This is a genomic window from Streptomyces sp. NPDC088762 (genome assembly GCF_044750905.1).
Lineage (GTDB): Bacteria > Actinomycetota > Actinomycetes > Streptomycetales > Streptomycetaceae > Streptomyces.
Map to the genome: position 1 here is coordinate 373138 of NZ_JBIVKT010000004.1, position 20837 is coordinate 393974.

Annotated in this window: 21 protein-coding genes and 1 pseudogene; 18 read left to right on the forward strand and 4 right to left on the reverse strand. The window is 72.1% G+C overall.

Annotation, left to right across the window (positions count from 1 at the left end; genetic code table 11):
* Positions 1 to 16: 16 nt before the first annotated feature.
* Positions 17 to 1141, reverse strand: coding sequence for a YihY/virulence factor BrkB family protein (locus tag ACIP5M_RS13150; RefSeq protein WP_401195822.1), 1125 nt, complete (start codon positions 1139 to 1141; stop codon positions 17 to 19).
* Positions 1142 to 1158: 17 nt separating this feature from the next.
* Between ACIP5M_RS13150 and ACIP5M_RS13155 the strand changes: the two genes are divergently transcribed.
* The 15 genes from ACIP5M_RS13155 (at position 1159) to ACIP5M_RS13225 (ending at position 15497) form a co-directional block, all read left to right on the forward strand.
* Entirely contained in the window at positions 1159 to 2802 is a 1644-nt protein-coding gene (locus ACIP5M_RS13155) for an acyl-CoA dehydrogenase family protein (RefSeq protein ID WP_401195823.1), read from the forward strand.
* A gap of 368 nt (positions 2803 to 3170) precedes the next feature.
* Complete coding sequence (locus ACIP5M_RS13160) at positions 3171 to 4433, forward strand: GAF domain-containing protein (protein ID WP_401196318.1); 1263 nt, start codon at positions 3171 to 3173, stop codon at positions 4431 to 4433.
* Between the two features lie 5 nt (positions 4434 to 4438).
* Positions 4439 to 5002 (forward strand): GNAT family N-acetyltransferase, encoded by a 564-nt coding sequence (locus ACIP5M_RS13165; RefSeq protein WP_401195826.1) that lies wholly within the window; start codon positions 4439 to 4441, stop codon positions 5000 to 5002.
* A 338-nt stretch (positions 5003 to 5340) separates the two neighbouring features.
* On the forward strand, positions 5341 to 5424 hold the full coding sequence (locus ACIP5M_RS13170; protein ID WP_310942095.1) for a putative leader peptide: 84 nt from the start codon (positions 5341 to 5343) through the stop codon (positions 5422 to 5424).
* Positions 5425 to 5648: 224 nt separating this feature from the next.
* Entirely contained in the window at positions 5649 to 7355 is a 1707-nt protein-coding gene (locus tag ACIP5M_RS13175; protein ID WP_401195828.1) for a nitrite/sulfite reductase, read from the forward strand.
* Complete coding sequence (locus ACIP5M_RS13180; RefSeq protein ID WP_401195831.1) at positions 7352 to 7531, forward strand: hypothetical protein; 180 nt, start codon at positions 7352 to 7354, stop codon at positions 7529 to 7531. Before ACIP5M_RS13175 ends, ACIP5M_RS13180 begins: the two co-directional genes overlap by 4 nt.
* On the forward strand, positions 7528 to 8241 hold the full coding sequence (locus ACIP5M_RS13185) for a phosphoadenylyl-sulfate reductase (protein WP_401195834.1): 714 nt from the start codon (positions 7528 to 7530) through the stop codon (positions 8239 to 8241). The genes ACIP5M_RS13180 and ACIP5M_RS13185 overlap by 4 nt, the downstream gene beginning before the upstream one ends.
* 35 nt (positions 8242 to 8276) lie before the next feature.
* The gene (gene cysC, locus ACIP5M_RS13190; RefSeq protein ID WP_401195836.1) at positions 8277 to 8822 is read left to right on the forward strand and encodes an adenylyl-sulfate kinase; all 546 of its coding nucleotides are present in this window, start codon (positions 8277 to 8279) and stop codon (positions 8820 to 8822) included.
* Positions 8819 to 9760 (forward strand): sulfate adenylyltransferase subunit CysD, encoded by a 942-nt coding sequence (gene cysD / locus ACIP5M_RS13195; RefSeq protein ID WP_401195839.1) that lies wholly within the window; start codon positions 8819 to 8821, stop codon positions 9758 to 9760. Before cysC ends, cysD begins: the two co-directional genes overlap by 4 nt.
* A gap of 2 nt (positions 9761 to 9762) precedes the next feature.
* On the forward strand, positions 9763 to 11103 hold the full coding sequence (locus ACIP5M_RS13200; RefSeq protein ID WP_401195841.1) for a sulfate adenylyltransferase subunit 1: 1341 nt from the start codon (positions 9763 to 9765) through the stop codon (positions 11101 to 11103).
* Positions 11104 to 11327: 224 nt separating this feature from the next.
* Complete coding sequence (locus ACIP5M_RS13205) at positions 11328 to 12446, forward strand: aliphatic sulfonate ABC transporter substrate-binding protein (RefSeq protein ID WP_401196322.1); 1119 nt, start codon at positions 11328 to 11330, stop codon at positions 12444 to 12446.
* A gap of 35 nt (positions 12447 to 12481) precedes the next feature.
* Positions 12482 to 13279 (forward strand): ABC transporter ATP-binding protein, encoded by a 798-nt coding sequence (locus tag ACIP5M_RS13210; protein ID WP_401195843.1) that lies wholly within the window; start codon positions 12482 to 12484, stop codon positions 13277 to 13279.
* A complete protein-coding gene (locus ACIP5M_RS13215; RefSeq protein WP_401195846.1) occupies positions 13266 to 14168 on the forward strand; it encodes an ABC transporter permease in 903 nt (300 codons plus the stop codon). The genes ACIP5M_RS13210 and ACIP5M_RS13215 overlap by 14 nt, the downstream gene beginning before the upstream one ends.
* Positions 14169 to 14173: 5 nt before the next feature.
* Positions 14174 to 14941, forward strand: a complete 768-nt coding sequence (locus ACIP5M_RS13220) for a sirohydrochlorin chelatase (RefSeq protein ID WP_401195849.1) — start codon at positions 14174 to 14176, stop codon at positions 14939 to 14941.
* Positions 14942 to 15053: 112 nt separating this feature from the next.
* The gene (locus tag ACIP5M_RS13225; RefSeq protein ID WP_401195852.1) at positions 15054 to 15497 is read left to right on the forward strand and encodes a hypothetical protein; all 444 of its coding nucleotides are present in this window, start codon (positions 15054 to 15056) and stop codon (positions 15495 to 15497) included.
* Between the two features lie 8 nt (positions 15498 to 15505).
* Here the strand turns inward: ACIP5M_RS13225 and ACIP5M_RS13230 are convergent, their stop codons facing one another.
* On the reverse strand, positions 15506 to 16507 hold the full coding sequence (locus tag ACIP5M_RS13230) for a ketopantoate reductase family protein (protein ID WP_401195854.1): 1002 nt from the start codon (positions 16505 to 16507) through the stop codon (positions 15506 to 15508).
* A 44-nt stretch (positions 16508 to 16551) separates the two neighbouring features.
* Between ACIP5M_RS13230 and ACIP5M_RS13235 the strand changes: the two genes are divergently transcribed.
* On the forward strand, positions 16552 to 17394 hold the full coding sequence (locus tag ACIP5M_RS13235) for an aldo/keto reductase (protein WP_401195857.1): 843 nt from the start codon (positions 16552 to 16554) through the stop codon (positions 17392 to 17394).
* Positions 17395 to 17400: 6 nt separating this feature from the next.
* Here the strand turns inward: ACIP5M_RS13235 and ACIP5M_RS13240 are convergent, their stop codons facing one another.
* Positions 17401 to 17970, reverse strand: a complete 570-nt coding sequence (locus ACIP5M_RS13240; RefSeq protein ID WP_401195860.1) for a DUF1697 domain-containing protein — start codon at positions 17968 to 17970, stop codon at positions 17401 to 17403.
* Positions 17967 to 19228 (reverse strand): annotated as a pseudogene (gene mgt, locus ACIP5M_RS13245) (macrolide-inactivating glycosyltransferase). The gene ACIP5M_RS13240 and the pseudogene mgt overlap by 4 nt, the downstream one beginning before the upstream one ends.
* Positions 19229 to 19318: 90 nt before the next feature.
* Here mgt and ACIP5M_RS13250 point away from each other — a divergent pair.
* Together ACIP5M_RS13250 and ACIP5M_RS13255 are read left to right on the forward strand one after the other, a co-directional pair.
* Complete coding sequence (locus ACIP5M_RS13250) at positions 19319 to 20170, forward strand: aminoglycoside phosphotransferase family protein (RefSeq protein WP_401195862.1); 852 nt, start codon at positions 19319 to 19321, stop codon at positions 20168 to 20170.
* A gap of 11 nt (positions 20171 to 20181) precedes the next feature.
* Positions 20182 to 20832, forward strand: a complete 651-nt coding sequence (locus ACIP5M_RS13255) for a hypothetical protein (protein WP_401195864.1) — start codon at positions 20182 to 20184, stop codon at positions 20830 to 20832.
* Positions 20833 to 20837 lie beyond the last annotated feature (5 nt).

Consider the following 20837-nt stretch of genomic DNA (forward strand, 5'->3'; position numbering starts at 1 on the left):
CGCGCCCTCGCCCGCGTCAGTGCTTGCGCAGCCGCGACGAATAGTCCTCCGGCGGCAGGAACCTCGACCAGCGCTCCGGGAACTCCGACGGCATGTCCTCGTCCTCGTCGTCCTCCGACTCGCCCTCCGCCATCGCCCGCCACGCGGCGGCCCGCGCGATCAGCTGCGCCGCCTCCGCTTCCCGCGCCCGCTCGTTCGCCTCGCGGGCCGCCGCCGTGGCCACGGACGGCCAGACCCGGTCGATGGCCGCGTTCACGGCCGCGCCCACGAGCACCGCGAAGGCCGAGATGCCGATCCACAGCAGGACGGCCACCGGGGCGGCCAGCGAGCCGTAGATCGTCGGCCCCTCCACGGTGTTGGTCAGGTAGATCCGCAGCAGGAACGAGCCCAGCACCCACATCGCGAGGGCCACCAGCGCTCCCGGCACGTCCTCGATCCACGGCGAGCGCACCGGCACGGACACGTGGTAGAGCGTCGTCAGGAAGGCGATGGACAGCAGCGTCACGGTCGGCCAGTACAGGACCGCGATGACCTCGGTCCCCCAGGGCACCAGCCGGACCACCGCGTCCGGTCCGACCACCATCAGCGGCAGCACGATCGCGCCGATGAGCAGCGCGATCACGTACAGCAGGAAGGCCAGCAGCCGGGTTTTGACGATCCCGCGGTGCCCGTCGAGCCCGTACATCACGGTGATGGTGTCGATGAAGACGTTCACGGCGCGGGAGCCCGACCACAGGGCGAAGGCGAAGCCGAGCGAGATCAGGTCCGGGCGGCCGCGGCCGGTGACGTCGTCGAGGAGGGGCTTGGCGATGTCGTTGACGCCGCGGTCGGAGAGGACGGTGCCGACGGCCCCCAGGATGTTCTCCTCGATGCTGGCCACGGTCTGTGTGTCGGTCCAGCCGTCCACGTAGCCGAGGAGCCCCAGCAGGCCGAGGAAGAGCGGGGGCAGGGAGAGGAGCGTGAAGAAGGCCGCCTCGGCCGCGAGACCGAGGATCCGGTACTCGATGCACGAGTTGACGGTGTCCTTCAGCAGCAGCCAGCCCATCTTCCGTTTGGAGACGTTCCGGTAGAGGGCGCGGGCCCGGTGGAGCCGTCCATGGGGTCCTGGGATCCCCTCGGGTGTTTCTTTTGCTGGCTGCACGTCCTTACGGTATCCGCATGGCAGCCACCACCCACACAGTCACCAATCAGGCCCCGCCCCTGGTGGGCTACGACGTCTACGGCGGCGACCGCGCCCTCACGGAGGGCGTGGAACGTCATCTCGCCCCCGCGGGCCCCGAGCTCCTCGGGGAGGTGCGCGCGGAGCTCACCGAACTGGGGCGTACGGCGGGTTCCGCCCGGGCCCAGGAATGGGGAACCCAGGCGAACGAGAATCCGCCGAAGCTGCGGACGCACGACCGGTACGGGAACCGGATCGACGAGGTGGAGTTCCACCCGGCCTGGCACCGGCTGCTCGGGCAGGCCGTGTCCGCCGGGCTCACGGACGCCTGGGGGCGGCCGGCGGGGCATCTGCGCCGGGCCGCCGGATTCTTCGTGTGGTCCCAGGCCGAGGCGGGGCACGGCTGCCCGGTCTCGATGACGCACGCCGCCGTGCCGGCGCTGCGGACCGATCCGGAGCTGGCCGCCGAGTGGGAGCCGCGGCTGACCTCGCACGTGTACGAGGAAGGGCTGCGGCCGGCCGCAGAGAAGGCCGGTGTGCTCTTCGGCATGGGGATGACGGAGAAGCAGGGCGGGAGCGACGTACGGGCGAACACGACCGCCGCGGTGCCGCTGGACGCGTCCGGTGAATACCTGCTGACCGGGCACAAGTGGTTCTGTTCGGCGCCGATGTGCGACGGCTTCCTGGTGCTGGCGCAGGCGCCCGGTGGGCTGACCTGCTTCCTGGTGCCGCGGGTGCTGCCGGACGGCACGCGCAACGTCTTCGCCATCCAGCGGCTGAAGGACAAGCTGGGGAACCGGTCGAACGCGTCGAGCGAGGTGGAGTTCGACGGGACCTGGGCGAGGAGGGTGGGCGAGGAGGGCCGGGGGGTGCGGACCATCATCGAGATGGTGGCGGCGACCCGGCTGGACTGTGTGATCGGGTCCGCCTCGCTGATGCGGCAGGCCCTGACGCAGGCCGTCCACCACACGGAGCACCGCTCTGCTTTCGGAGCACCGCTCATAAACCAGCCGCTGATGCGCAACGTCCTCGCCGACCTCGCCCTGGAGTCGGAGGCGGCCACGACCCTGACCCTGCGCCTCGCGGCCGCCTACGACGCCGGCACGGAGCAGGAGAGGGCCTTCCTGCGCCTCGCGGTGCCCGCAGCCAAGTACTGGGTGACCAAGCGCTGTACGCCGATGGTGGCGGAGGCCCTGGAATGCCTGGGCGGCAACGGCTACGTCGAGGAGTCCGGGCTGCCGAGACTGCTGCGCGAATCCCCGCTGAACTCCATCTGGGAGGGCTCGGGCAACGTCCAGGCCCTCGACGTGCTGCGCGCCCTCCAGCGTGAGCCGCAGGCGCTGGGTGCCTTCCTCGAGGAGGTCGGGCTCGCCCGGGGCGCCGACCACCGGCTGGATTCGGCCATCAAGGACCTGCTGACCGACCTGGCCGACCTGGAGGGCATCGAGGCCCGGGCCCGCCGGGTGGTGGAGCGCATGGCGCTGGTGCTCCAGGGCTCGCTGCTGGTGCGGTGGGCCCCGCCGGAGGTGGCGGACGCATTCTGCGCCTCGCGGCTGGGAGGCGATTGGGGCACGGCCTTCGGCACTCTGCCGCACAGCCTCGACCTGCGAGGAGTCGTGGAACGGGCGCGGATCACGGGCTAGGGAGGGGACGCCGGGGACCCCCCAAGGTCCCCACGACCCCTCCGAGCCGGGATCCGGGCCCGTCGACCGGGAACAGGGGTGGCGCCGCGCCGACTCGGCACCACCCCTGATCCGAGAAGCCCCGAGGAGGAGCTGTCACGCCGCTGTGCGGCGTCCGGACAGTTTCGGTCGGGTGACCGGGACTTGGCGAGAGTTGCATAGCGTTGCAACCTTTGAACCGGCAGCCGCCCGCCGGGGGTTCGGGGGAACGGGTCTTCGCGGACCGTCCGGGCGGCTTCCGTCGCACGTCCGGTTCGCACGGGGAGGTTCTGGTGGCCAAGCCCACCGACGGCACGGTCGGCGCGGTCGACGTGGCGCGCATCTCGGCCATGGACGCGCGGGAGGCCGCGCGTCTGCTCAAGGGAGTACGGGCGGCCGCGCTGGCCGGGGACCCGCCGCCGGCCGCACCGCGCCCGGAGATCGCCGCGTCCTGGCGCCGGATGATGGCGGTCGGGGTGCATCCCGACCGGGACGCGCGCTCGAGGATGCTGTCGGCCGCCGAGACCGAGGAGCGCCGGCACGTCTCACCGCTGCGGGAGATCCTCCCGGTATTGCGGGAGGGGCTGCTGCCGGCGCTGGACGAGGCGCTGCACATCATGGTCGTGGCCGACGCGGACGGGCGGCTGCTGTGGCGGGAGGGCCACAGTTCCATCCTGCGCAAGGCCGACCGGCTCGGCTTCGCGGTGGGGGCCCACTGGGACGAGGCCGTGGTCGGCACGAACGGCGTGGGCACCGCGCTGGTGGCCCGGCGGCCGGTCCAGGTGTTCTCGGCGGAGCACTTCGTCTCCAGCCACCACGACTGGACCTGCGCGGGCGCGCCCGTACGGGACCCGCGGGACGGGCGGCTGCTGGGCGTGGTCGACGTCAGCGGGCCGCTGGCCACCATGCACCCGGCGACCCTGGCGTGGGTGAGCTCGGTGGCCAAGCTCGCCGAGCGGGAGCTGCGCGTGCGGCACCTGGAGTCGCTGGAGCGGCTGCGGACGGTGGCGGCGCCGCTGCTGGCGCGGCTGCCGGGGCGGGCCCTGGCCGTGGACCCGAACGGCTGGACGGCGGCCGTGACGGGCCTGGCCCCCGTGGACCGCGTCCCCCTGCCGAAGTCGCTCGCGCCCGGCCGGGTGTGGGTGCCGCAGCTCGGGGACTGCGCGGTGGAGCCGCTGCCGGGCGGCTGGCTGCTGCGGATCGCGCAGGACCGTACGGGCGCGGCGGTGACGCGGGTCGTCCTCGACCTCAGCCGGGCCGGATCCTGGTCGGCGACGGTGTACGGGGCCGCCGGGAGCTGGTCGCAGGAGCTGAGCCCGCGCCACGCCGAGCTGCTGTTCCTGCTGGCGGAGAGCCCGCGGGGCCGCTCGGCGGCCGAGCTGGCGGCGGAACTGTTCGGGGATCCGACGCGGACGGTGACGATCCGGGCGGAGCTGTCGCGCGTACGGCGCCACCTGGCGGGCGTCCTGACCCACCGGCCGTACCGGTTCGCGGAGGACGTGGAGGTGGAGCTGATCCGCCCCGAGGACCCGGCGGCGCTCCTTCCGCACTCCACCGCACCGGCGGTGATCCGGGCCCGTCTGGGCCGTTCGGGGCCCGGCGTGATTCCCTGACGTGCATGAGCACCATCACCCTCACCACCTGGTCCCTGGAAATGACCTCTCCGGCGGACCTCATACCGGCGACTCCCCCGGGCCCCGAGATCACCATCGCCCGGGCGGAGGTCCCCTCCCCGGAATTCAGCCGCTTCCTCTACGCCTCGGTCGGCGGCGACATCCACTGGACGGACCGCCTGTCCCTGACCCGCGCCGAGTGGGTGGAGCAGCTGGGGCGGCCGGGCGTGGAGACGTGGGTGGCGTACGACCGGGGCACGCCGGCCGGGTACGTGGAGTTCGACCCCCAGGACGACGGTGTGGTGGAGATCATCTACTTCGGCCTCCTGCCGGACTTCCGGGGCCGGCGGATCGGGGGGCACCTGCTGTCGGTGGGCGTCGCCCGGGCGTGGGACCTCGCGGAGCGGTGGCCCGGCCGGGCGCCGACCCGGCGTGTCTGGCTGCACACGTGCAGCCAGGACGGCCCGACGGCGATGGACAACTACCTCCGGCGGGGCTTCAAGCTGTTCAAGACGGAAACCGAGTCCAAGCCGGACACCCCCACCCCGGGCCCCTGGCCAGGCGCCTGACCCCTCCGGGGGTGAACCGCTCCGGAACCCGGCGGGGCTCCGCCCCCGGGCCCCCGCGCCTCAAACGCCGGCGAGGCTGATGGGTCCCCGCACCTGCGAGGCTGGGATTGTGCTCCGCGCACGGGCAGGTTGCACCGGACACATCCAGCCTCGCCGGCGTTTGAGGCGCGGGGTGCGGGGCGGAGCCCCGGTCGTTGAGGCACGCAGGCCGGCTCATCCGCACCACGATCCGGGGTACGGGGGTGACCCCCGTCACGCCGTCCCACACTTCGGGACGAGTTCGTCCGAATCGTGGACAGTAGTGGACTCCTCCAATCGGCACATGACACGCTTCCGCCATGAATGGAGCTGGAATTGCCTTGGTGAGTCGGCGGCACGTCGACCTCGGCCGCATGTCCAGCGCCATCTGTCCGGCTTGCTGACGGAACCAGCAACCGCCGCACATCGCCGCAATCCCGGCATCGTCGCCGTGGAAGTGTCGATCACCGCAGTCCCCTGAAGGCCGAATTCCGCCCTGCCCGCCGGCCACCCCGGCGAAAGGCGCGGCAATCAGCCACACCCGCTCAGCGACGCCGAAGTGACAGGGGCGCGCCGCCGCACCCCTCCCTTGCCCTTGCCCTGAGCCGCCGAAGAAGGACGTACCGCCATGGCCGCCACCCCCGAAACGCCCGCAGCCGCCCCCGCAGCCGCCGCGCGCCGCAAGACCGGCCGTCACCGCGGTGAGGGTCAGTGGGCCGTCGGACACCACACGCCCCTCAACGGCAACGAGCAGTTCAAAAAGGACGACGACGGTCTCAATGTGCGGACACGCATCGAGAACGTCTACTCCAAGACGGGTTTCGACTCGATCGACCCCAACGACCTCCGCGGCCGCATGCGCTGGTGGGGTCTCTACACCCAGCGCAAGCCCGGGATCGACGGCGGCAAGACCGCGATCCTGGAGCCGGAGGAGCTGGACGACAAGTACTTCATGCTGCGCGTCCGCATCGACGGCGGCCGGCTGACCACCGAGCAGCTCCGCGTCATCGGCGAGATCTCCGAGGAGCTCGCCCGCGGGACGGCCGACCTCACCGACCGGCAGAACGTGCAGTACCACTGGATCCGGATCGAGGACGTCCCGGAGATCTGGCGCCGCCTGGAGGCCGTCGGCCTGTCCACCACCGAGGCCTGCGGTGACACGCCCCGCGTCATCCTCGGTTCGCCCGTGGCCGGCATCGCCCAGGACGAGATCATCGACGGCACGCCCGCCATCGAGGAGATCCAGCGCCGCATCGTGGGCAACAAGGACTTCTCCAACCTGCCCCGCAAGTTCAAGTCCGCGATCTCCGGCTCGCCGCTGCTCGACGTGGCGCACGAGATCAACGACATCGCCTTCGTCGGCGTGAACCACCCCGAGCACGGCCCGGGCTTCGACGTGTGGGTCGGCGGCGGCCTGTCCACCAACCCCAAGCTCGGTGTCCGCCTCGGCACCTGGGTCTCGCTCGACGAGGTCCCGGACGTCTACGAGGGCGTCATCTCGATCTTCCGCGACTACGGCTACCGCCGGCTGCGCACCCGCGCCCGCCTGAAGTTCCTCGTCGCCGACTGGGGCCCGGCCAAGTTCCGCCAGGTCCTGGAGGACGAGTACCTGAAGCGCAAGCTGACCGACGGCCCCGCGCCCGAGCAGCCCAGCGGCCAGTGGCGCGACCACGTCGGCGTGCACCAGCAGCAGGACGGCAAGTTCTACGTCGGCTTCGCGCCCCGCGTCGGCCGCGTCGACGGCGCCACGCTGACCAAGATCGCGGACATCGCCGAGCAGCACGGCTCCGGCCGGCTGCGCACCACCGCCGAGCAGAAGATGATCGTGCTCGACATCGAGGCGGACCGGGTGGACTCGGTCGTCGAGGCGCTGGAGGCGCTGGACCTGCGGGTCAAGCCGTCCCCGTTCCGCCGCGGCACGATGGCCTGCACCGGCATCGAGTTCTGCAAGCTGGCCATCGTCGAGACGAAGGCGCGCGGCGCCTCGCTGATCGACGAGCTGGAGCGCCGCCTGCCGGAGTTCGCCGAGCCGCTCACCATCAACATCAACGGCTGCCCGAACGCCTGCGCCCGTATCCAGGTGGCGGACATCGGTCTCAAGGGCCAGCTGGTCCTGGACGACGAGGGCAACCAGGTGGAGGGCTACCAGGTCCACCTGGGCGGCGCCCTCGGCCTGGAGGCCGGCTTCGGCCGCAAGGTCCGCGGCCTCAAGGTCACCTCGGCCGGTCTGCCCGACTACGTCGAGCGGGTCGTCACGCGCTTCGAGGAGCAGCGCGAGGACGGCGAGCGCTTCGCCGCCTGGGTCGGCCGCGCGAAGGACGAGGACCTCTCGTGAGCGAGCGCGCCGCCCCGTTCTACTGCCCGTACTGCGGCGACGAGGACCTGTTTCCGAACGAGACGGGTCACGGCGCCTGGGAATGCAGGGCCTGCAACCGAGCCTTCCAGCTGAAGTACCTCGGGCTGCTGGCCCGGGGCGCTTCGTCGAACACCGCTGGAGGGGACGAGATATGACCACCACTCAAGACACGGGTCTTACGGCCGGGGGCCTCAAGGCGCTGGCCGAGCAGGCGGGCCGGGACCTGGAGGACGCCTCCGCGCTGGAGATCCTCACCTGGGCGGCCGAGACCTTCGGCAAGAAGTTCGCCGTGACCTCCTCCATGGAGGACGCGGTCGTCGCCCACCTCGCCTCGCGGGCGATGCCGGGCGTGGACGTGGTCTTCCTCGACACCGGCTACCACTTCGAGGAGACCATCGGCACCCGCGACGCGGTCGAGGCCGTGATGGACGTCAACGTCATCACCCTCACCCCGCGCCAGACGGTGGCCGAGCAGGACGCCGAGTACGGCCCGAAGCTGCACGACCGCGACCCCGACCTGTGCTGCGCGCTGCGCAAGGTCAAGCCTCTCGAAGAGGGCCTGACCGCGTACGACGCGTGGGCGACGGGCCTGCGCCGCGACGAGTCCCCGACCCGGGCGAACACCCCGGTGGTCGGCTGGGACGAGAAGCGGCAGAAGGTCAAGATCTCCCCGATCGCCCGCTGGACCCAGGACGACGTGGACGCGTACGTCGCGGAACACGGCGTGCTCACCAACCCGCTGCTGATGGACGGTTACGCCTCCGTCGGCTGCGCCCCCTGCACCCGCCGCGTGGCGGAGGGCGAGGACGCACGGGCCGGCCGCTGGGCCGGGCGGGGCAAGACCGAGTGCGGACTGCACGGCTGATGACGACGAGCGAAGAACTTACGGAGACAGAGCAGATGAGCGTGAGCGACCAGGGCGCCACCGTGTGGCTGACCGGGCTGCCGAGCGCGGGCAAGACCACCATCGCCTACGCGCTGGCCGACCGGCTGAGCGCCGAGGGTCACCGCGTGGAGGTCCTCGACGGTGACGAGATCCGCGAGTTCCTCTCCGCCGGCCTCGGTTTCAGCCGTCAGGACCGGCACACCAACGTGCAGCGGATCGGCTTCGTCGCCGAGCTCCTCGCGAGCAACGGCGTCAAGGCGCTGGTGCCGGTGATCGCGCCGTTCGCGGACAGCCGTGAGGCGGTCCGCAAGCGGCACGCGGCCGCCGAGACGAACTACCTCGAAGTGCACGTGGCCACCCCGGTCGAGGTGTGCTCCGAGCGTGACGTGAAGGGCCTGTACGCCAAGCAGGCGGCGGGCGAGATCTCCGGTCTGACCGGGGTCGACGACCCGTACGAGGCGCCGGAGTCCCCGGACCTCCGTATCGAGTCGCACACGCAGACCGTGCAGGAGTCGGCTTCGGCCCTGCACGCGCTGCTCACCGAGAGGGGTCTGGCATGACCACCGCCGCACACGTGCACGCCGAGTCCGGCGCGGACGCGCCCTACGCGCTGTCGCACCTCGACGCCCTCGAATCCGAGGCCGTGCACATCTTCCGCGAGGTGGCGGGCGAGTTCGAGAAGCCGGTGATCCTTTTCTCCGGCGGCAAGGACTCCATCGTCATGCTGCACCTGGCGCTGAAGGCGTTCGCGCCGGCGCCGGTGCCCTTCACGCTGCTGCACGTCGACACGGGCCACAACTTCCCCGAGGTGCTGGAGTACCGCGACCGCACGGTCGAGAAGCACGGCCTGCGCCTGCACGTGGCCTCCGTCCAGGAGTACATCGACGCGGGCAAGCTGCGCGAGCGTCCGGACGGCACCCGCAACCCGCTGCAGACCGTCCCGCTGACCGAGGCGATCCAGCAGCTCAAGTTCGACGCCGTCTTCGGCGGCGGCCGCCGCGACGAGGAGAAGGCCCGCGCCAAGGAGCGGGTGTTCAGCCTCCGCGACGAGTTCTCCCAGTGGGACCCGCGCCGCCAGCGCCCCGAGCTGTGGCAGCTCTACAACGGCCGCCACGCGCCGGGCGAGCACGTGCGCGTCTTCCCGCTGTCCAACTGGACCGAGCTGGACGTCTGGCAGTACATCGCCCGTGAGGGCATCGAACTGCCGGAGATCTACTTCGCGCACGAGCGCGAGGTCTTCCAGCGCAACGGCATGTGGCTGACGGCCGGCGAGTGGGGCGGCCCGAAGGAGGGCGAGACGCCCGAGACGCGTCTCATCCGCTACCGCACCGTCGGTGACATGTCCTGCACCGGCGCCGTCGACTCCGACGCCGCCACGCTGGACGCTGTGATCGCCGAGATCGCCGTCTCCCGCCTCACCGAGCGGGGCGCGACCCGCGCCGACGACAAGATGTCCGAGGCCGCGATGGAAGACCGCAAGCGCGAAGGGTACTTCTAAAAATGACCAGCACCACCGAGCAGTTCGCCGACCTCGCGGCGACCACGCTGCTGCGCTTCGCGACCGCCGGATCCGTCGACGACGGCAAGTCCACGCTGGTCGGCCGGCTGCTGCACGACTCCAAGTCGGTCCTGACCGACCAGATGGAGGCCGTCGAGGCCGTCTCCGCCCAGCGCGGCCAGGAGGCGCCCGACCTCGCGCTGCTCACCGACGGCCTGCGGGCCGAGCGCGAGCAGGGCATCACCATCGACGTGGCGTACCGCTACTTCGCCACCGCGCGCCGCCGGTTCATCCTCGCGGACACCCCGGGGCACGTGCAGTACACGCGCAACATGGTCACCGGCGCCTCCACCGCCGACCTGGCCGTGGTCCTGGTCGACGCCCGCAACGGCGTGATCGAGCAGACCCGCCGGCACGCGGCCGTCGCCGCGCTGCTGCGCGTCCCGCACGTGGTGCTGGCCGTGAACAAGATGGACCTGGTGGGCTACGAGGAGTCGGTCTTCGCGGCCATCGCCGAGGAGTTCACCGCGTACGCCTCGGACCTGGGCGTCCCGGAGATCACCGCCATCCCGATCTCGGCCCTGGCCGGGGACAACGTGGTCGAGCCGTCCGCCCACATGGACTGGTACGGCGGCCCGACGGTGCTGGAGCACCTGGAGACCGTCCCGGTCAGCCACGACCTCACCGCCTGCCCGGCGCGTTTCCCGGTGCAGTACGTGATCCGTCCGCAGTCCGCCGAGCACCCCGACTACCGCGGCTACGCGGGCCAGATCGCCTCCGGCGTGCTGCGCGTCGGCGAGGCCGTGACCGTGCTGCCCTCGGGCCGTACGAGCACGATCGCGGGCATCGACGCGCTCGGCGAGAGCGTCGACATCGCCTGGGCCCCGCAGTCGGTGACCCTGCGCCTGACGGACGACATCGACATCTCGCGCGGCGACCTGATCGCGCCGTCCGCGAGCGCCCCGGCCACCACGCAGGACGTCGAGGCGACGGTCTGCCACGTGGCGGACCAGCCCCTGTCCGTGGGCGCCCGTGTGCTGATCAAGCACACGACGCGCACGGTGAAGGCGATCGTCAAGGAGATCCCCTCGCGGCTGACCCTGGACGACCTGTCCCAGCACCCGAACCCCGGACAGCTGGTGGCCAACGACATCGGCCGCGTGGTCGTCCGTACCGCCGAGCCGCTCGCGCTCGACGCGTACGCCGACTCGCGCCGCACCGGGTCCTTCCTGCTGATCGACCCGGCCGACGGCACCACCCTGGCGGCGGGCATGGCCGGCGAGTCCTTCGCCTCCAAGGCAGAGACCACCGTTCAGGCGGATGAAGAAGGGTGGGACTTCTAACCCATGCCCTCCGACATCTACTCCACCTTCGCGAAGGAGGGCGGCCGCGTGGGCAGCGGCGCCCTCGGCAGCGGCCAGGGAGGGGTGGCGCGATGTGCGCGATGACCGCATTGCCGTCGGCATCCCGCCTTCGCGCCCACGAGCCGTACCCGCCCTTGCTCCACAGACGAAGACGTGTGTCATGAGATGACCACGTCACGAGAGGAAGTCCTCCCGTGCCTGCCATCCGCACCACCCGTACCACCCTGCGCCGTGGCGTCGTCGCCGCTGCCGCCCTGCCGCTGCTGATCGGCGTGCTCGCCTCCTGCGGCTACGGCTCCCAGGCCGAGAAGACCGCCGACAAGCCGGCGAACGCGGCCGCCACCGGCGGCAAGAAGCTCTCGGCCTCCGAGGTCCGGATCGGGTACTTCCCGAACCTGACGCACGCCACCGCGCTGGTCGGCCTGCAGGAGGGCCTGATCCAGAAGGAACTGGGCGGCACCACGATCAAGCCGCAGTCCTTCAACGCCGGCCCGTCCGAGATCGAGGCCCTCAACGGCGGCTCTCTCGACATCGGCTTCATCGGCCCCTCGCCGTCGATCAACGGCTACGTGAAGTCCAAGGGCTCCAACCTGCGGATCATCTCCGGCTCCGCCTCCGGCGGCGTCAAGCTGGTCGTGAACCCGGACAAGATCAAGACCCTGGACGACCTCAAGGGCAAGAAGATCGCCACCCCGCAGAAGGGGAACACGCAGGACGTCGCGTTCCTCAACTGGATCTCGGAGAAGGGCTGGACGGTCGACGCGGAGTCCGGCAAGGGTGACGTCTCCGTCGTCCGTACGGACAACAAGGTCACCCCGGACGCCTTCAAGCAGGGCTCGATCGACGGCGCCTGGGTGCCCGAGCCCACGGCCTCCAAGCTGGTCTCCGAGGGCGGCTCCGTCCTCCTCGACGAGACCACCCTGTGGCCCGACAAGAAGTTCGTGATCACGAACGTCATCGTGTCGCAGAAGTTCCTCAAGGAACACCCCGACGTGGTCGAGGCCGTCCTGGCGGGCACGGTGAAGACCAACGAGTGGATCAACGCCAACCCGGACAAGGCGAAGGCCTCCGCGAACGCCAAGCTGGCGGCGGAGGGCGGCAAGCCGCTCGACGCGAAGGTCATCGACCCGGCGTGGTCGAGCATCCTCGTCACCGACGACCCGCTGGCCACGACGCTGAAGGCGCAGGCCGACTACGCGGTCAAGGCCAAGCTCATCGAGCAGCCCGACCTGGCCGGCATCTACGACCTGACGCTCCTGAACAAGGTCCTGAAGGCCGCCGGCAAGCCCGAGGTCTCCGACGCCGGTCTCGGCGCCAAGTAATCCCGTAATCCCAGCAAACCCAGGAGGTGACGACCATGGCCACCACGCTTGCCAAGGCTGCCGAGGGCATCGCAGCGGAGCAGCTCACGCACGCCGCGCGCATCGAGCACGTCTCGAAGTCCTTCTCCGGCCCGGCCGGATCGCAGCTCGTCCTGGACGACATCAGCCTCGATGTCGCTCCCGGAGAGTTCGTCACCATCCTGGGGGCCTCGGGGTGTGGCAAGTCCACCCTGCTGAACCTGGTCGCGGGCCTGGACAAGCCGTCCGCGGGGTCCATCGAGACCCCCGGCGGCCGTCCGGCGCTCATGTTCCAGGAGCACGCCCTCTTCCCGTGGCTCACCGCGGGCAAGAACATCGAACTGGCCCTGCGTCTGCGCGGGGTGGCCAAGGCCGATCGCAAGCCGGAGGCCGAGCGGCTGCTGGAGCTGGTCCGCCTCGGCGGCGCGTACGGCAAGCGCGTGCACGAGCTGTCCGGCGGCATGCGCCAGCGCGTGGCCCTGGCCCGGGCGCTCGCCCAGGACAGCCGGCTGCTGCTGATGGACGAGCCGTTCGCCGCCCTCGACGCCATCACGCGTGACGTACTGCACGGCGAACTCACGCGCATCTGGGCCGAGACGGGCCTCTCCGTCCTCTTCGTCACCCACAACGTCCGCGAGGCGGTGCGGCTCGCCGAGCGCGTCGTCCTGCTCTCCTCGCGGCCCGGCCGGGTCGCGAAGGAATGGACCGTGGACATCCCGCAGCCGCGCCGCATCGAGGACGCGGACGTCGCGGAGCTGTCCCTTGAGATCACTGAACACCTGCGTGGGGAGATCCGCCGCCATGGCCAGCACTGACACCACCCCGACGGTCGCGGCCAAGGGCAAGACCGACGACCTGGCGGGCCTGGAGGCCGGGCTGGACGCCCTCGACGCCGTCCAGACCCACCGCACCCCCGTCCGTGAGGTCCTCTTCAAGAAGGTCCTGCCGCCGTTCCTGGCCGTGGGCCTCGTCCTCCTGGTCTGGCAGATCCTCGTCGCGGCGAAGGTCACCGAGGAGACCAAGCTGCCCCCGCTGTCCGCGGTCTGGGACAGCCTGTCCGACATGTGGCTCAAGGGCACCCTGCTCGAGGTCGTCTGGACCAGCGTCTCGCGCGGTCTGCTCGGCTTCCTGCTGGCCCTGGCAATCGGCACCCCGCTGGGTCTGCTCGTCGCCCGGGTGAAGTTCGTCCGCGCCGCGATCGGCCCGATCCTCCAGGGCCTCCAGTCGCTGCCGTCCGTGGCGTGGGTGCCCCCGGCCGTCCTGTGGTTCGGCCTCAACGACGCCATGATGTACACGGTGATCCTGCTGGGCGCCGTCCCGTCCATCGCCAACGGCCTCGTCTCCGGCATCGACCAGGTGCCGCCGCTGTTCCTGCGGGCCGGCCGCACCCTGGGCGCCACCGGCCTGCGCGGGGCCCGGCACATCGTCATGCCGGCCGCCCTGCCCGGCTACCTGGCCGGTCTGAAGCAGGGCTGGGCCTTCTCCTGGCGCTCGCTGATGGCCGCCGAGATCATCGCCAGCTCCCCCGACCTGGGCCTGGGCCTGGGTCAGCTGCTGGAGAACGGCCGCAACAACATCGACCTGCCGGGCGTGTTCCTCGCGATCATCCTGATCCTGGTCGTCGGCATCGCGATCGACCTGCTGATCTTCAGCCCGGTCGAGCGGTGGGTGCTGCGCAGCCGCGGCCTGCTGGTCAAGAGCTGACCGCCATGACCGGCGCACCCGCACTCCTGGTCATCGCCCACGGCAGCCGCGACCCGCGGCACGCCGCGACCGTGCACGCCCTCACCCGGCGCGCGCGGGCGCTGCGGCCCGGGGTGCGGGTGGAGACCGCGTTCCTCGACTTCAACGCCCCGACGGTCGGGCAGGTCCTGTCCTCGCTCCACCTGTCGGGCGTACGAGAGGTCGTGGCCCTCCCGCTGCTCCTCACCCGGGCCTTCCACGCGAAGTCCGACATCCCGGCGGCGCTGGCCGAATCGACGGCCCGGCTGCCGGGGCTCCGCGTGCGCGTGGCCGATGTCCTCGGTCCGTCGCCGCTCCTGCTCTCGGCCCTCGAACTGCGGCTGGCCGAGGCCGGAATCACCCCGGCGGACCGCGCCACCACCGCGGTGGTGCTCGCGTCCGCCGGCTCCACAGACCCGGAGGCGATCGCAGCGATCGCTGAAACCGCGCGGGAGTGGCGGCACACCGGTTGGTGCGCCGTGCGGCCTGCGTTCGCCTCCGGAGCCTTTCCCCCGGGCTTCTCCCGTACCGAGGACGCCGTACGGGCCCTGCGCGCCGAGGGCTTCGCCCGGGTGGCGGTGGCCCCGTACGTCATCGCCCCCGGCCGGCTGCCGGACCGCATCGCGGCGGGCGCCGAGGCCGCCGGGGCGGACGTGGTGGCCGACGTGCTCGGCGCGGCTCCCGAGCTGGCCCGCCTGCTGCTGCGCCGCTACGACGCGGCGGCCGTCGGGGTGCCGCTCCTCGCCGCGGCCTGATTCTCGTTCGAGTGAATCCAGGGCTCGCCTTCGCGAAGCGCGGGTAGCCCAGCCGTGAGGTTCCGTGCACCACGCAACGGAATCGATCGTCCTGGCCGCCCCTGGAGGGCTTATGTCCATGTCACGCCGTACGCGCAGCCTCCTCACCACCTCCGCCGCCGCTCTGATCCTGTCCCTCGCGGGGGCGGGTCTCACCGCCCCCGCGAACGCCGCCCCCGCCAGTGCACCGAGTGCGGTGCGGGAGGCCCGGGCGGTGGCGTTCTTCAACGCCAGTGGGGTCTGGACCATCTTCCAGACCAACGCCACCGTGCGGATCGACGTGCGGCAGGACGCCGCGGGGAACCTCTACGGAAGCACGTCGTCCGGCGGCACCGTGGGGACCCTGCAGGAGGGCGCCGTCACCGGGAACGACATCTACTTCGTCGTCCAGTGGAACCACGGTCCCCGGGGCCGGTACACCGGCACCCGCGGCGCGGACGGCCGCCTCTCCGGCCTCACCGTCGACCTGAACAACCCGTCCAGCCAGTCCACCTGGCGCAGCGACCGCACGTTCTGACGTGACTTCTAGGCCCTGGCCGCCGCCTCGTCGGCCAGGGCCGTGAGGTCCTCGGCGGACATCGCGCCCGGGGGCAGGCCTTCGCGCGCGAAGATGTTCGCGGCGTGCCGCAGGACGTCGTTGACCGGGGTCGGGACCCCGTGCAGGCGGCCGAGCAGGCAGATCTCCCCGTTCAGGTAGTCGGCCTCCACCGAGCCGGTTCCGCGGGCCAGGCTCTGCCAGGAGGATCCGCCGCGGACGCCGGGCGGCTGTTCCACCTTGCCGTCGCGCGCCGCCGACTGCTCGGCCTCCGAGGCGTAGGCGATGCCCGCGGCGCCGAAGGCGGCCTTCGCCTCGCGGACGGCCCGCAGCAGCAGCGCGCCCTTCGCCGGCTCCGGCTCCGGGCCCGTCGTCGCCTGGATCGCGTTGCCGAGATTCCCCAGCAGCTTCGCGTACTTCCACCGCATCACGTCCCCGACGACCGGCGCCTCGAAGCCGGCCTTCCCCAGGTCGGCCGCGACCGCCCGGGCGAGTGCGTCCGTACCGCCCGCGGCCGGGCCCAGGTGCAGGATGCCGGTCAGCGGCGCGCACAGCGCGGAGACGACGCCGGGCTCCAGGAAGGTGGCGGGCAGCCAGACGCACATCCCGTACACGCGCGCGAAGCGCCGCAGGGCCAGCCGCTCGCTCTCCACACCGTTCTGCGCGCACAGCACCGGCAGCCGCTGCGCCGCCGTTCCGCCGCCCGCGACCTCCGCGTCGCCCCAGGCGTCGAGCGCGGCGATCGCGTCCTGGGTCTTGACGGCCAGCAGCAGGACGTCGTCGGGCCGCAGTTCGCCCAGTTCGGCCGGTCCGGTGACCACGGGCAGCCGGTGTACGCGCTCCCCGTCCGCCGTCGTGAGCCGCAGCCCGTCGGCCCGCAGGGCCTGTGCGTGTGCGCCGCGCGCGACGAGGACGACCTCGCCGCCCGCCTCCGCGAGCCGTCCGCCGATGGTGGCGCCCACCGCGCCCGCGCCGATGATGATGTAACGCATGCCATGAGCCTGGCACATCCGGCGCCCTGCGTTACGGTCGGGGCATGGCGGAAGAGATATTCGACGTGGGCGGGGATCTGCCGGTTCGGCGGCTCGGGTTCGGCACGGGCGGTCTCGTCGGCCCGGGCTACTGGGGTCCGCGGGGCGGGCGCGCGGAGGCCCGGGAGCTGCTGCGCACGGCGGTGGAGCGCGGGGTCACCCTGATCGACACGGCCGACAACTACGGCCCCGACCTGGCGGAGGAGCTGATCGCCGACGCCCTGCACCCGTACAGGGAGCAGCTGGTCATCGCCACCAAGGGCGGGGTGGTGCGCACCGGTCCCGACCAGTGGCACGTGGCGGGCCGCCCGGAGCAGCTGCGGGAGATGTGCGAGGCGAGCCTGCGGCGGCTGCGGGTGGAGCGCATCGACCTCTACCAGCTGCACCGCTTCGATCCGTCGGTCCCAATGGCGGAACAGCTCGGCGCTCTCGCGGAGTTGCGGGCGGAGGGCAAGATCCGGCACATCGGCCTGGACTCCGTCACCGCGGAGCAGCTGCGGCTCGCGCTGGAGTCGGTCCCGGTCGCCTCGGTGCAGAACGCCTACAACCTGCTGGAGCGCGGCTCGGCGGACGTGCTCGCGCTGTGCGAGGAGCGGGGGATCGCCTTCCTCCCGTACTACCCGCTGGGCAGCGGCTCGCTGACCCGGGAGAGCGCGGCGGCCCTCACGGCGGTGGCCGCGGCGCACGGTGCGGGGACGGGCCAGGTCGCGCTGGCCTGGCTGCTGCACCACTCCCCCGTCCTGTGCCCCACGCCGGGCACCGGTTCCCCGGCCCACCTGGCGCAGAACCTGGACGCCGCGACGATCCACCTGTCGCCGCGCGAGATGGCGGTGCTCGACGCGCTGTAGGGCGGGTCAGCCCGTGGCCGAGGTCAGTTCGACGAGCTTGGCGACGGTGTTCCAGTTGCGGGTGGTCGCGTCGATGCCCTTGGTCACGGCGGGTCTGGCGAGGGCCTCGGCCAGCTTGGAGCGGCCCAGGCCTTCGGGCGCGTAGAGGTAGAGGACGCGGTCGCCGAGCCGGTACTCCTCCGGGAGGAAGGCGGCCGCGTCGATCGCGGCGAAGCGCTCCGCACCGGGCTGTTCGGAGAAGAAGGTGGCGTGGAGCTGCCTGCCCTCCAGCTCGGCGGCCGGGAAGGGACAGGCCTCGGCGACGGCGCGCAGACGGGGACCGTCGAGGACCAGGCACGCCACCCGGAAGCCGAAGTGGGCCTCGAGGGCGGCCTCCAGTTCCCGGGCGAGGGCCGCCGGGTCCCGCTTCGCGCTGGTGAAGACGGCATTGCCGCTCTGCAGGTAGGTCTGCACGTCGCCGTGCCCGAGCCCCTCCAGCACGGAGCGCAGCTCCGCCATCGGGACCTTCTTGTTGCCGCCGACGTTGATGCCGCGCAGCAGCGCCGCGTATCTCCTGGTCTCCGTCTTCTTCGTCATGGGGCAAGCCTAGGGACTGGGTGTGACAGTTCGGCCTCGATGAGGTCGGCGGCCTGCCGGGTGCCGCCCTCGGTGGCGGTCTGCGCGCGGACCGCCTCGCAGCGGGCCGCGACCTCGGGGTCCGAGACGAGGGCGAGGACGGCCTCCCGGAGGGTCGCCGCGTCCGCTTCGGCCATCGGGACGTGCCGGGCCACGCCCAGGGAGACCAGCATGTCGGCGTTGCCGAACTGGTCGACGGCCTGGGGGACGGCGACCATCGGGGTGCCGGTGGCCAGGCCTTCCTGGCTGCCGCCGGCGCCCGCGTGGGTGATGAAGGCGTCCGCGCGGCGCAGGATGTCCAGTTGGGGGACCCAACGGTGGACCTCGACGTTGGCGGGGAGGGCGCCCAGCTCGGCCTCGTCGGTGAACCTGCCGATCTGGAGGACGACGTACCAGTCCGGCAGGTCTGCGAAGGCCTCGGCGCAGGCGCGGTAGAAGGCGGGCTGCTTGGTGAAGGCGGAGCCGAGCGAGACGAGCAGCAGCTTCCTGCCCTCGGCGGCCGGCGGCCGCCGCCAGCTGCCCTGGGTGGCGGTGCGGTCGCCCTGGCAGGCGCCGACGAAGGTGTGGACGGACGTGTCGACGCGGTCGGCGTGCGGCTGGAGCACCTTGGGGATGAGGACGAGGCTGCGGCGCGGGCGGCCCTGGAAGCGGTCGACGTCCCCGTCGAGGCCGTTCCGGGTGAGCCAGTCGGCGAAGCGGGCGTAGTACGCCTGCCCGCGCTCGGAGGCCTTCAGCCCGGCGAACATCGGCTCGGCGACCTCCTCCTCGTACCCCTCCCAGGCGACCAGGTTCGGTGAGAGGGAGATGGCGGGGACGCCCCAGCGGCGGGCGAGGACGGGCGCCGGGTAGGAGGTGATGTCGTGGAGGACGAGGTCCGGCTCGTCGCCCTCGAAGGCGGCCGCGAGCTGCGGGAGGGCCTGGACGGCGTCGTTCAGGAACGGCTCCAGGTGGTCGATGAGTTCGGTTCCCCAGGCCTCCGGGTCGTCGTCGGTGGGGAGGGTCGAGCGGTAGATCACCGGCGTGGCGCCGGTCTCCGCGATCTTCTCGGCGAAGGGGGCCGGGATGGCGTAGCTGACGCGGTGGCCCCGGGCGACGAGTTCCCGGATCACCTCGATGCTCGGGTTCACGTGCCCGTGGGCGGCGATGGAGAACATGGCGATGTGTGCGGGCTTGGCTGAGGTCATGCATCGACCATAACGAGACGAGACGTCTCGTGCAATGCATATGTCGAGAGCCGCCGCCTCCTTCTGAACACCCATCCGGATGGGAGACTTGGCGCATTCACGACGATCCGGATCCGGAGAACGACATGGACGAGGCGCGGGCCAGGGACGTACTGGCGGCCGCCGGCCTGGGCGGTGGCGCGGCGCTGCTGGCCCTGGGCGAGAACGCCGTCTTCGCCGTGGGCGGGCTGGTGGTGAAGGTGGGCCGCGAGGCGGCGCTGCTGGAGCGCGCCGAACGGGAGTTGGCGGTGGCGGGCTGGTTCGCCGAGTCCGGGGTACCGGCGGTCCGCGCGGCCGAGCCGAAGCCGCGGCTGGTGGACGGGCACCCGGTGACCCTGTGGCACCGGCTGCCGGACGCGGTGCGTCCCGCCGGCCCCGAGGACCTGGCCGTACTGCTCCGCACCGTCCACGCCCTGCCCGCGCCGCCGTTCGCCCTGCCGGCGCGGGACCTGCTGGCCGGGGTCGAGCGCTGGCTGCGGCTGGCGGGGGACGCCGTCGACCCGGCGGACGCGGCGTACCTGCGGGCCCGGCGCGATGCCTACGCGGGCGAGGTGGCGGCCCTGACCCCGCACCTGACCCCCGGCACCCTGCACGGGGACGCCCTGCCGCGCAACGTCCACGTCGGCCCGGACGGGCCGGTCCTGGTCGACCTGGAGACCGTATCGGCGGACCTGCGCGAGCACGACCTGGTGGTGATGGCCCTCTCCCGCGACCGGTACGGACTGCCGGCCGGGGCGTACGAGGCGTTCACCGCCGCCTACGGCTGGGACGTCCGGGAGTGGGAGGGCTGCGCGGTCCTGCGCGGCGCCCGCGAGACGGCCAGCTGCGCCTGGGTCTCCCAGCACGCCCCCACCAACCCGAAGGCGCTCGCCGAATTCCGCCGCCGGGTGGCCTCCCTGCGCGACGGCGACCGCGCCATGCGCTGGCACTCCTTCTGAGGGGCATCAGGATGAAATTGCCCGTCACCCTCCACCGGGCCCGCCTCGGTGCGGAGGAGTTCCAGGTCATACGCCCGGCCCGGCCGCCGGAGCGTGCCGTGCTCGTCGACGACGGCTGGTTCCTCAACGTCCACGTCGACCGGGAGGGCGGCCGACTCATCGCCGGGCTGTGGGCCCTGGCCGCCTCCTCGCCGCGCTCGCTGGTCCACCTCCCGCTGCGCCGCCCCGGCGGGGTGGAGGCGGGGGCCCGCACCCTCGACCTCGTCCTGCTGCACCACTCGCTCCAGTTCGCGCCCGCGCGCTGGAAGGGGCTCCGGGCGCGGCTCGGTGCGGGCCGCCCGCAGAGCCTGACCGTCTCGGACTCGTATCCCCGCATGGACCACGCGGCCCTCCACCACGCCGAGAACCGCGACCTGTTCCACCAGCACGTCCACGCCGAGACGCTGTTCATGACGGGCAGCGCGAAGGTGTTCCGGGAGACCGCCGGGCTCTTCCGGGAGGTCGCCGATGAGGGGCCCGGGCATGTCCACGGCCGTTTCCGCTCCGCGCACTACTGCGCGACGCTGCGAACCGGAACCGGCCGCGGGCGGGAGCTCCACATCCAGTACAGCCAGGGGCGCAGCGCCGGACAGGACCGGGACGAGGACCGTCCGCCGACCTAGATCGA

Coding starts and splice junctions, on each gene's coding strand:
- ACIP5M_RS13155 (WP_401195823.1), top strand. CDS start 1,159: ATGGCAGCCACCACCCACACAGTCACCAATCAGGCCCCGCCCCTGGTG.
- ACIP5M_RS13160 (WP_401196318.1), top strand. CDS start 3,171: ATGGACGCGCGGGAGGCCGCGCGTCTGCTCAAGGGAGTACGGGCGGCC.
- ACIP5M_RS13165 (WP_401195826.1), top strand. CDS start 4,439: ATGAGCACCATCACCCTCACCACCTGGTCCCTGGAAATGACCTCTCCG.
- ACIP5M_RS13170 (WP_310942095.1), top strand. CDS start 5,341: ATGAATGGAGCTGGAATTGCCTTGGTGAGTCGGCGGCACGTCGACCTC.
- ACIP5M_RS13175 (WP_401195828.1), top strand. CDS start 5,649: ATGGCCGCCACCCCCGAAACGCCCGCAGCCGCCCCCGCAGCCGCCGCG.
- ACIP5M_RS13185 (WP_401195834.1), top strand. CDS start 7,528: ATGACCACCACTCAAGACACGGGTCTTACGGCCGGGGGCCTCAAGGCG.
- cysC (WP_401195836.1), top strand. CDS start 8,277: ATGAGCGTGAGCGACCAGGGCGCCACCGTGTGGCTGACCGGGCTGCCG.
- cysD (WP_401195839.1), top strand. CDS start 8,819: ATGACCACCGCCGCACACGTGCACGCCGAGTCCGGCGCGGACGCGCCC.
- ACIP5M_RS13200 (WP_401195841.1), top strand. CDS start 9,763: ATGACCAGCACCACCGAGCAGTTCGCCGACCTCGCGGCGACCACGCTG.
- ACIP5M_RS13210 (WP_401195843.1), top strand. CDS start 12,482: ATGGCCACCACGCTTGCCAAGGCTGCCGAGGGCATCGCAGCGGAGCAG.
- ACIP5M_RS13215 (WP_401195846.1), top strand. CDS start 13,266: ATGGCCAGCACTGACACCACCCCGACGGTCGCGGCCAAGGGCAAGACC.
- ACIP5M_RS13220 (WP_401195849.1), top strand. CDS start 14,174: ATGACCGGCGCACCCGCACTCCTGGTCATCGCCCACGGCAGCCGCGAC.
- ACIP5M_RS13225 (WP_401195852.1), top strand. CDS start 15,054: ATGTCCATGTCACGCCGTACGCGCAGCCTCCTCACCACCTCCGCCGCC.
- ACIP5M_RS13230 (WP_401195854.1), bottom strand. CDS start 16,507: ATGCGTTACATCATCATCGGCGCGGGCGCGGTGGGCGCCACCATCGGC.
- ACIP5M_RS13235 (WP_401195857.1), top strand. CDS start 16,552: ATGGCGGAAGAGATATTCGACGTGGGCGGGGATCTGCCGGTTCGGCGG.
- ACIP5M_RS13240 (WP_401195860.1), bottom strand. CDS start 17,970: ATGACGAAGAAGACGGAGACCAGGAGATACGCGGCGCTGCTGCGCGGC.
- ACIP5M_RS13250 (WP_401195862.1), top strand. CDS start 19,319: ATGGACGAGGCGCGGGCCAGGGACGTACTGGCGGCCGCCGGCCTGGGC.
- ACIP5M_RS13255 (WP_401195864.1), top strand. CDS start 20,182: ATGAAATTGCCCGTCACCCTCCACCGGGCCCGCCTCGGTGCGGAGGAG.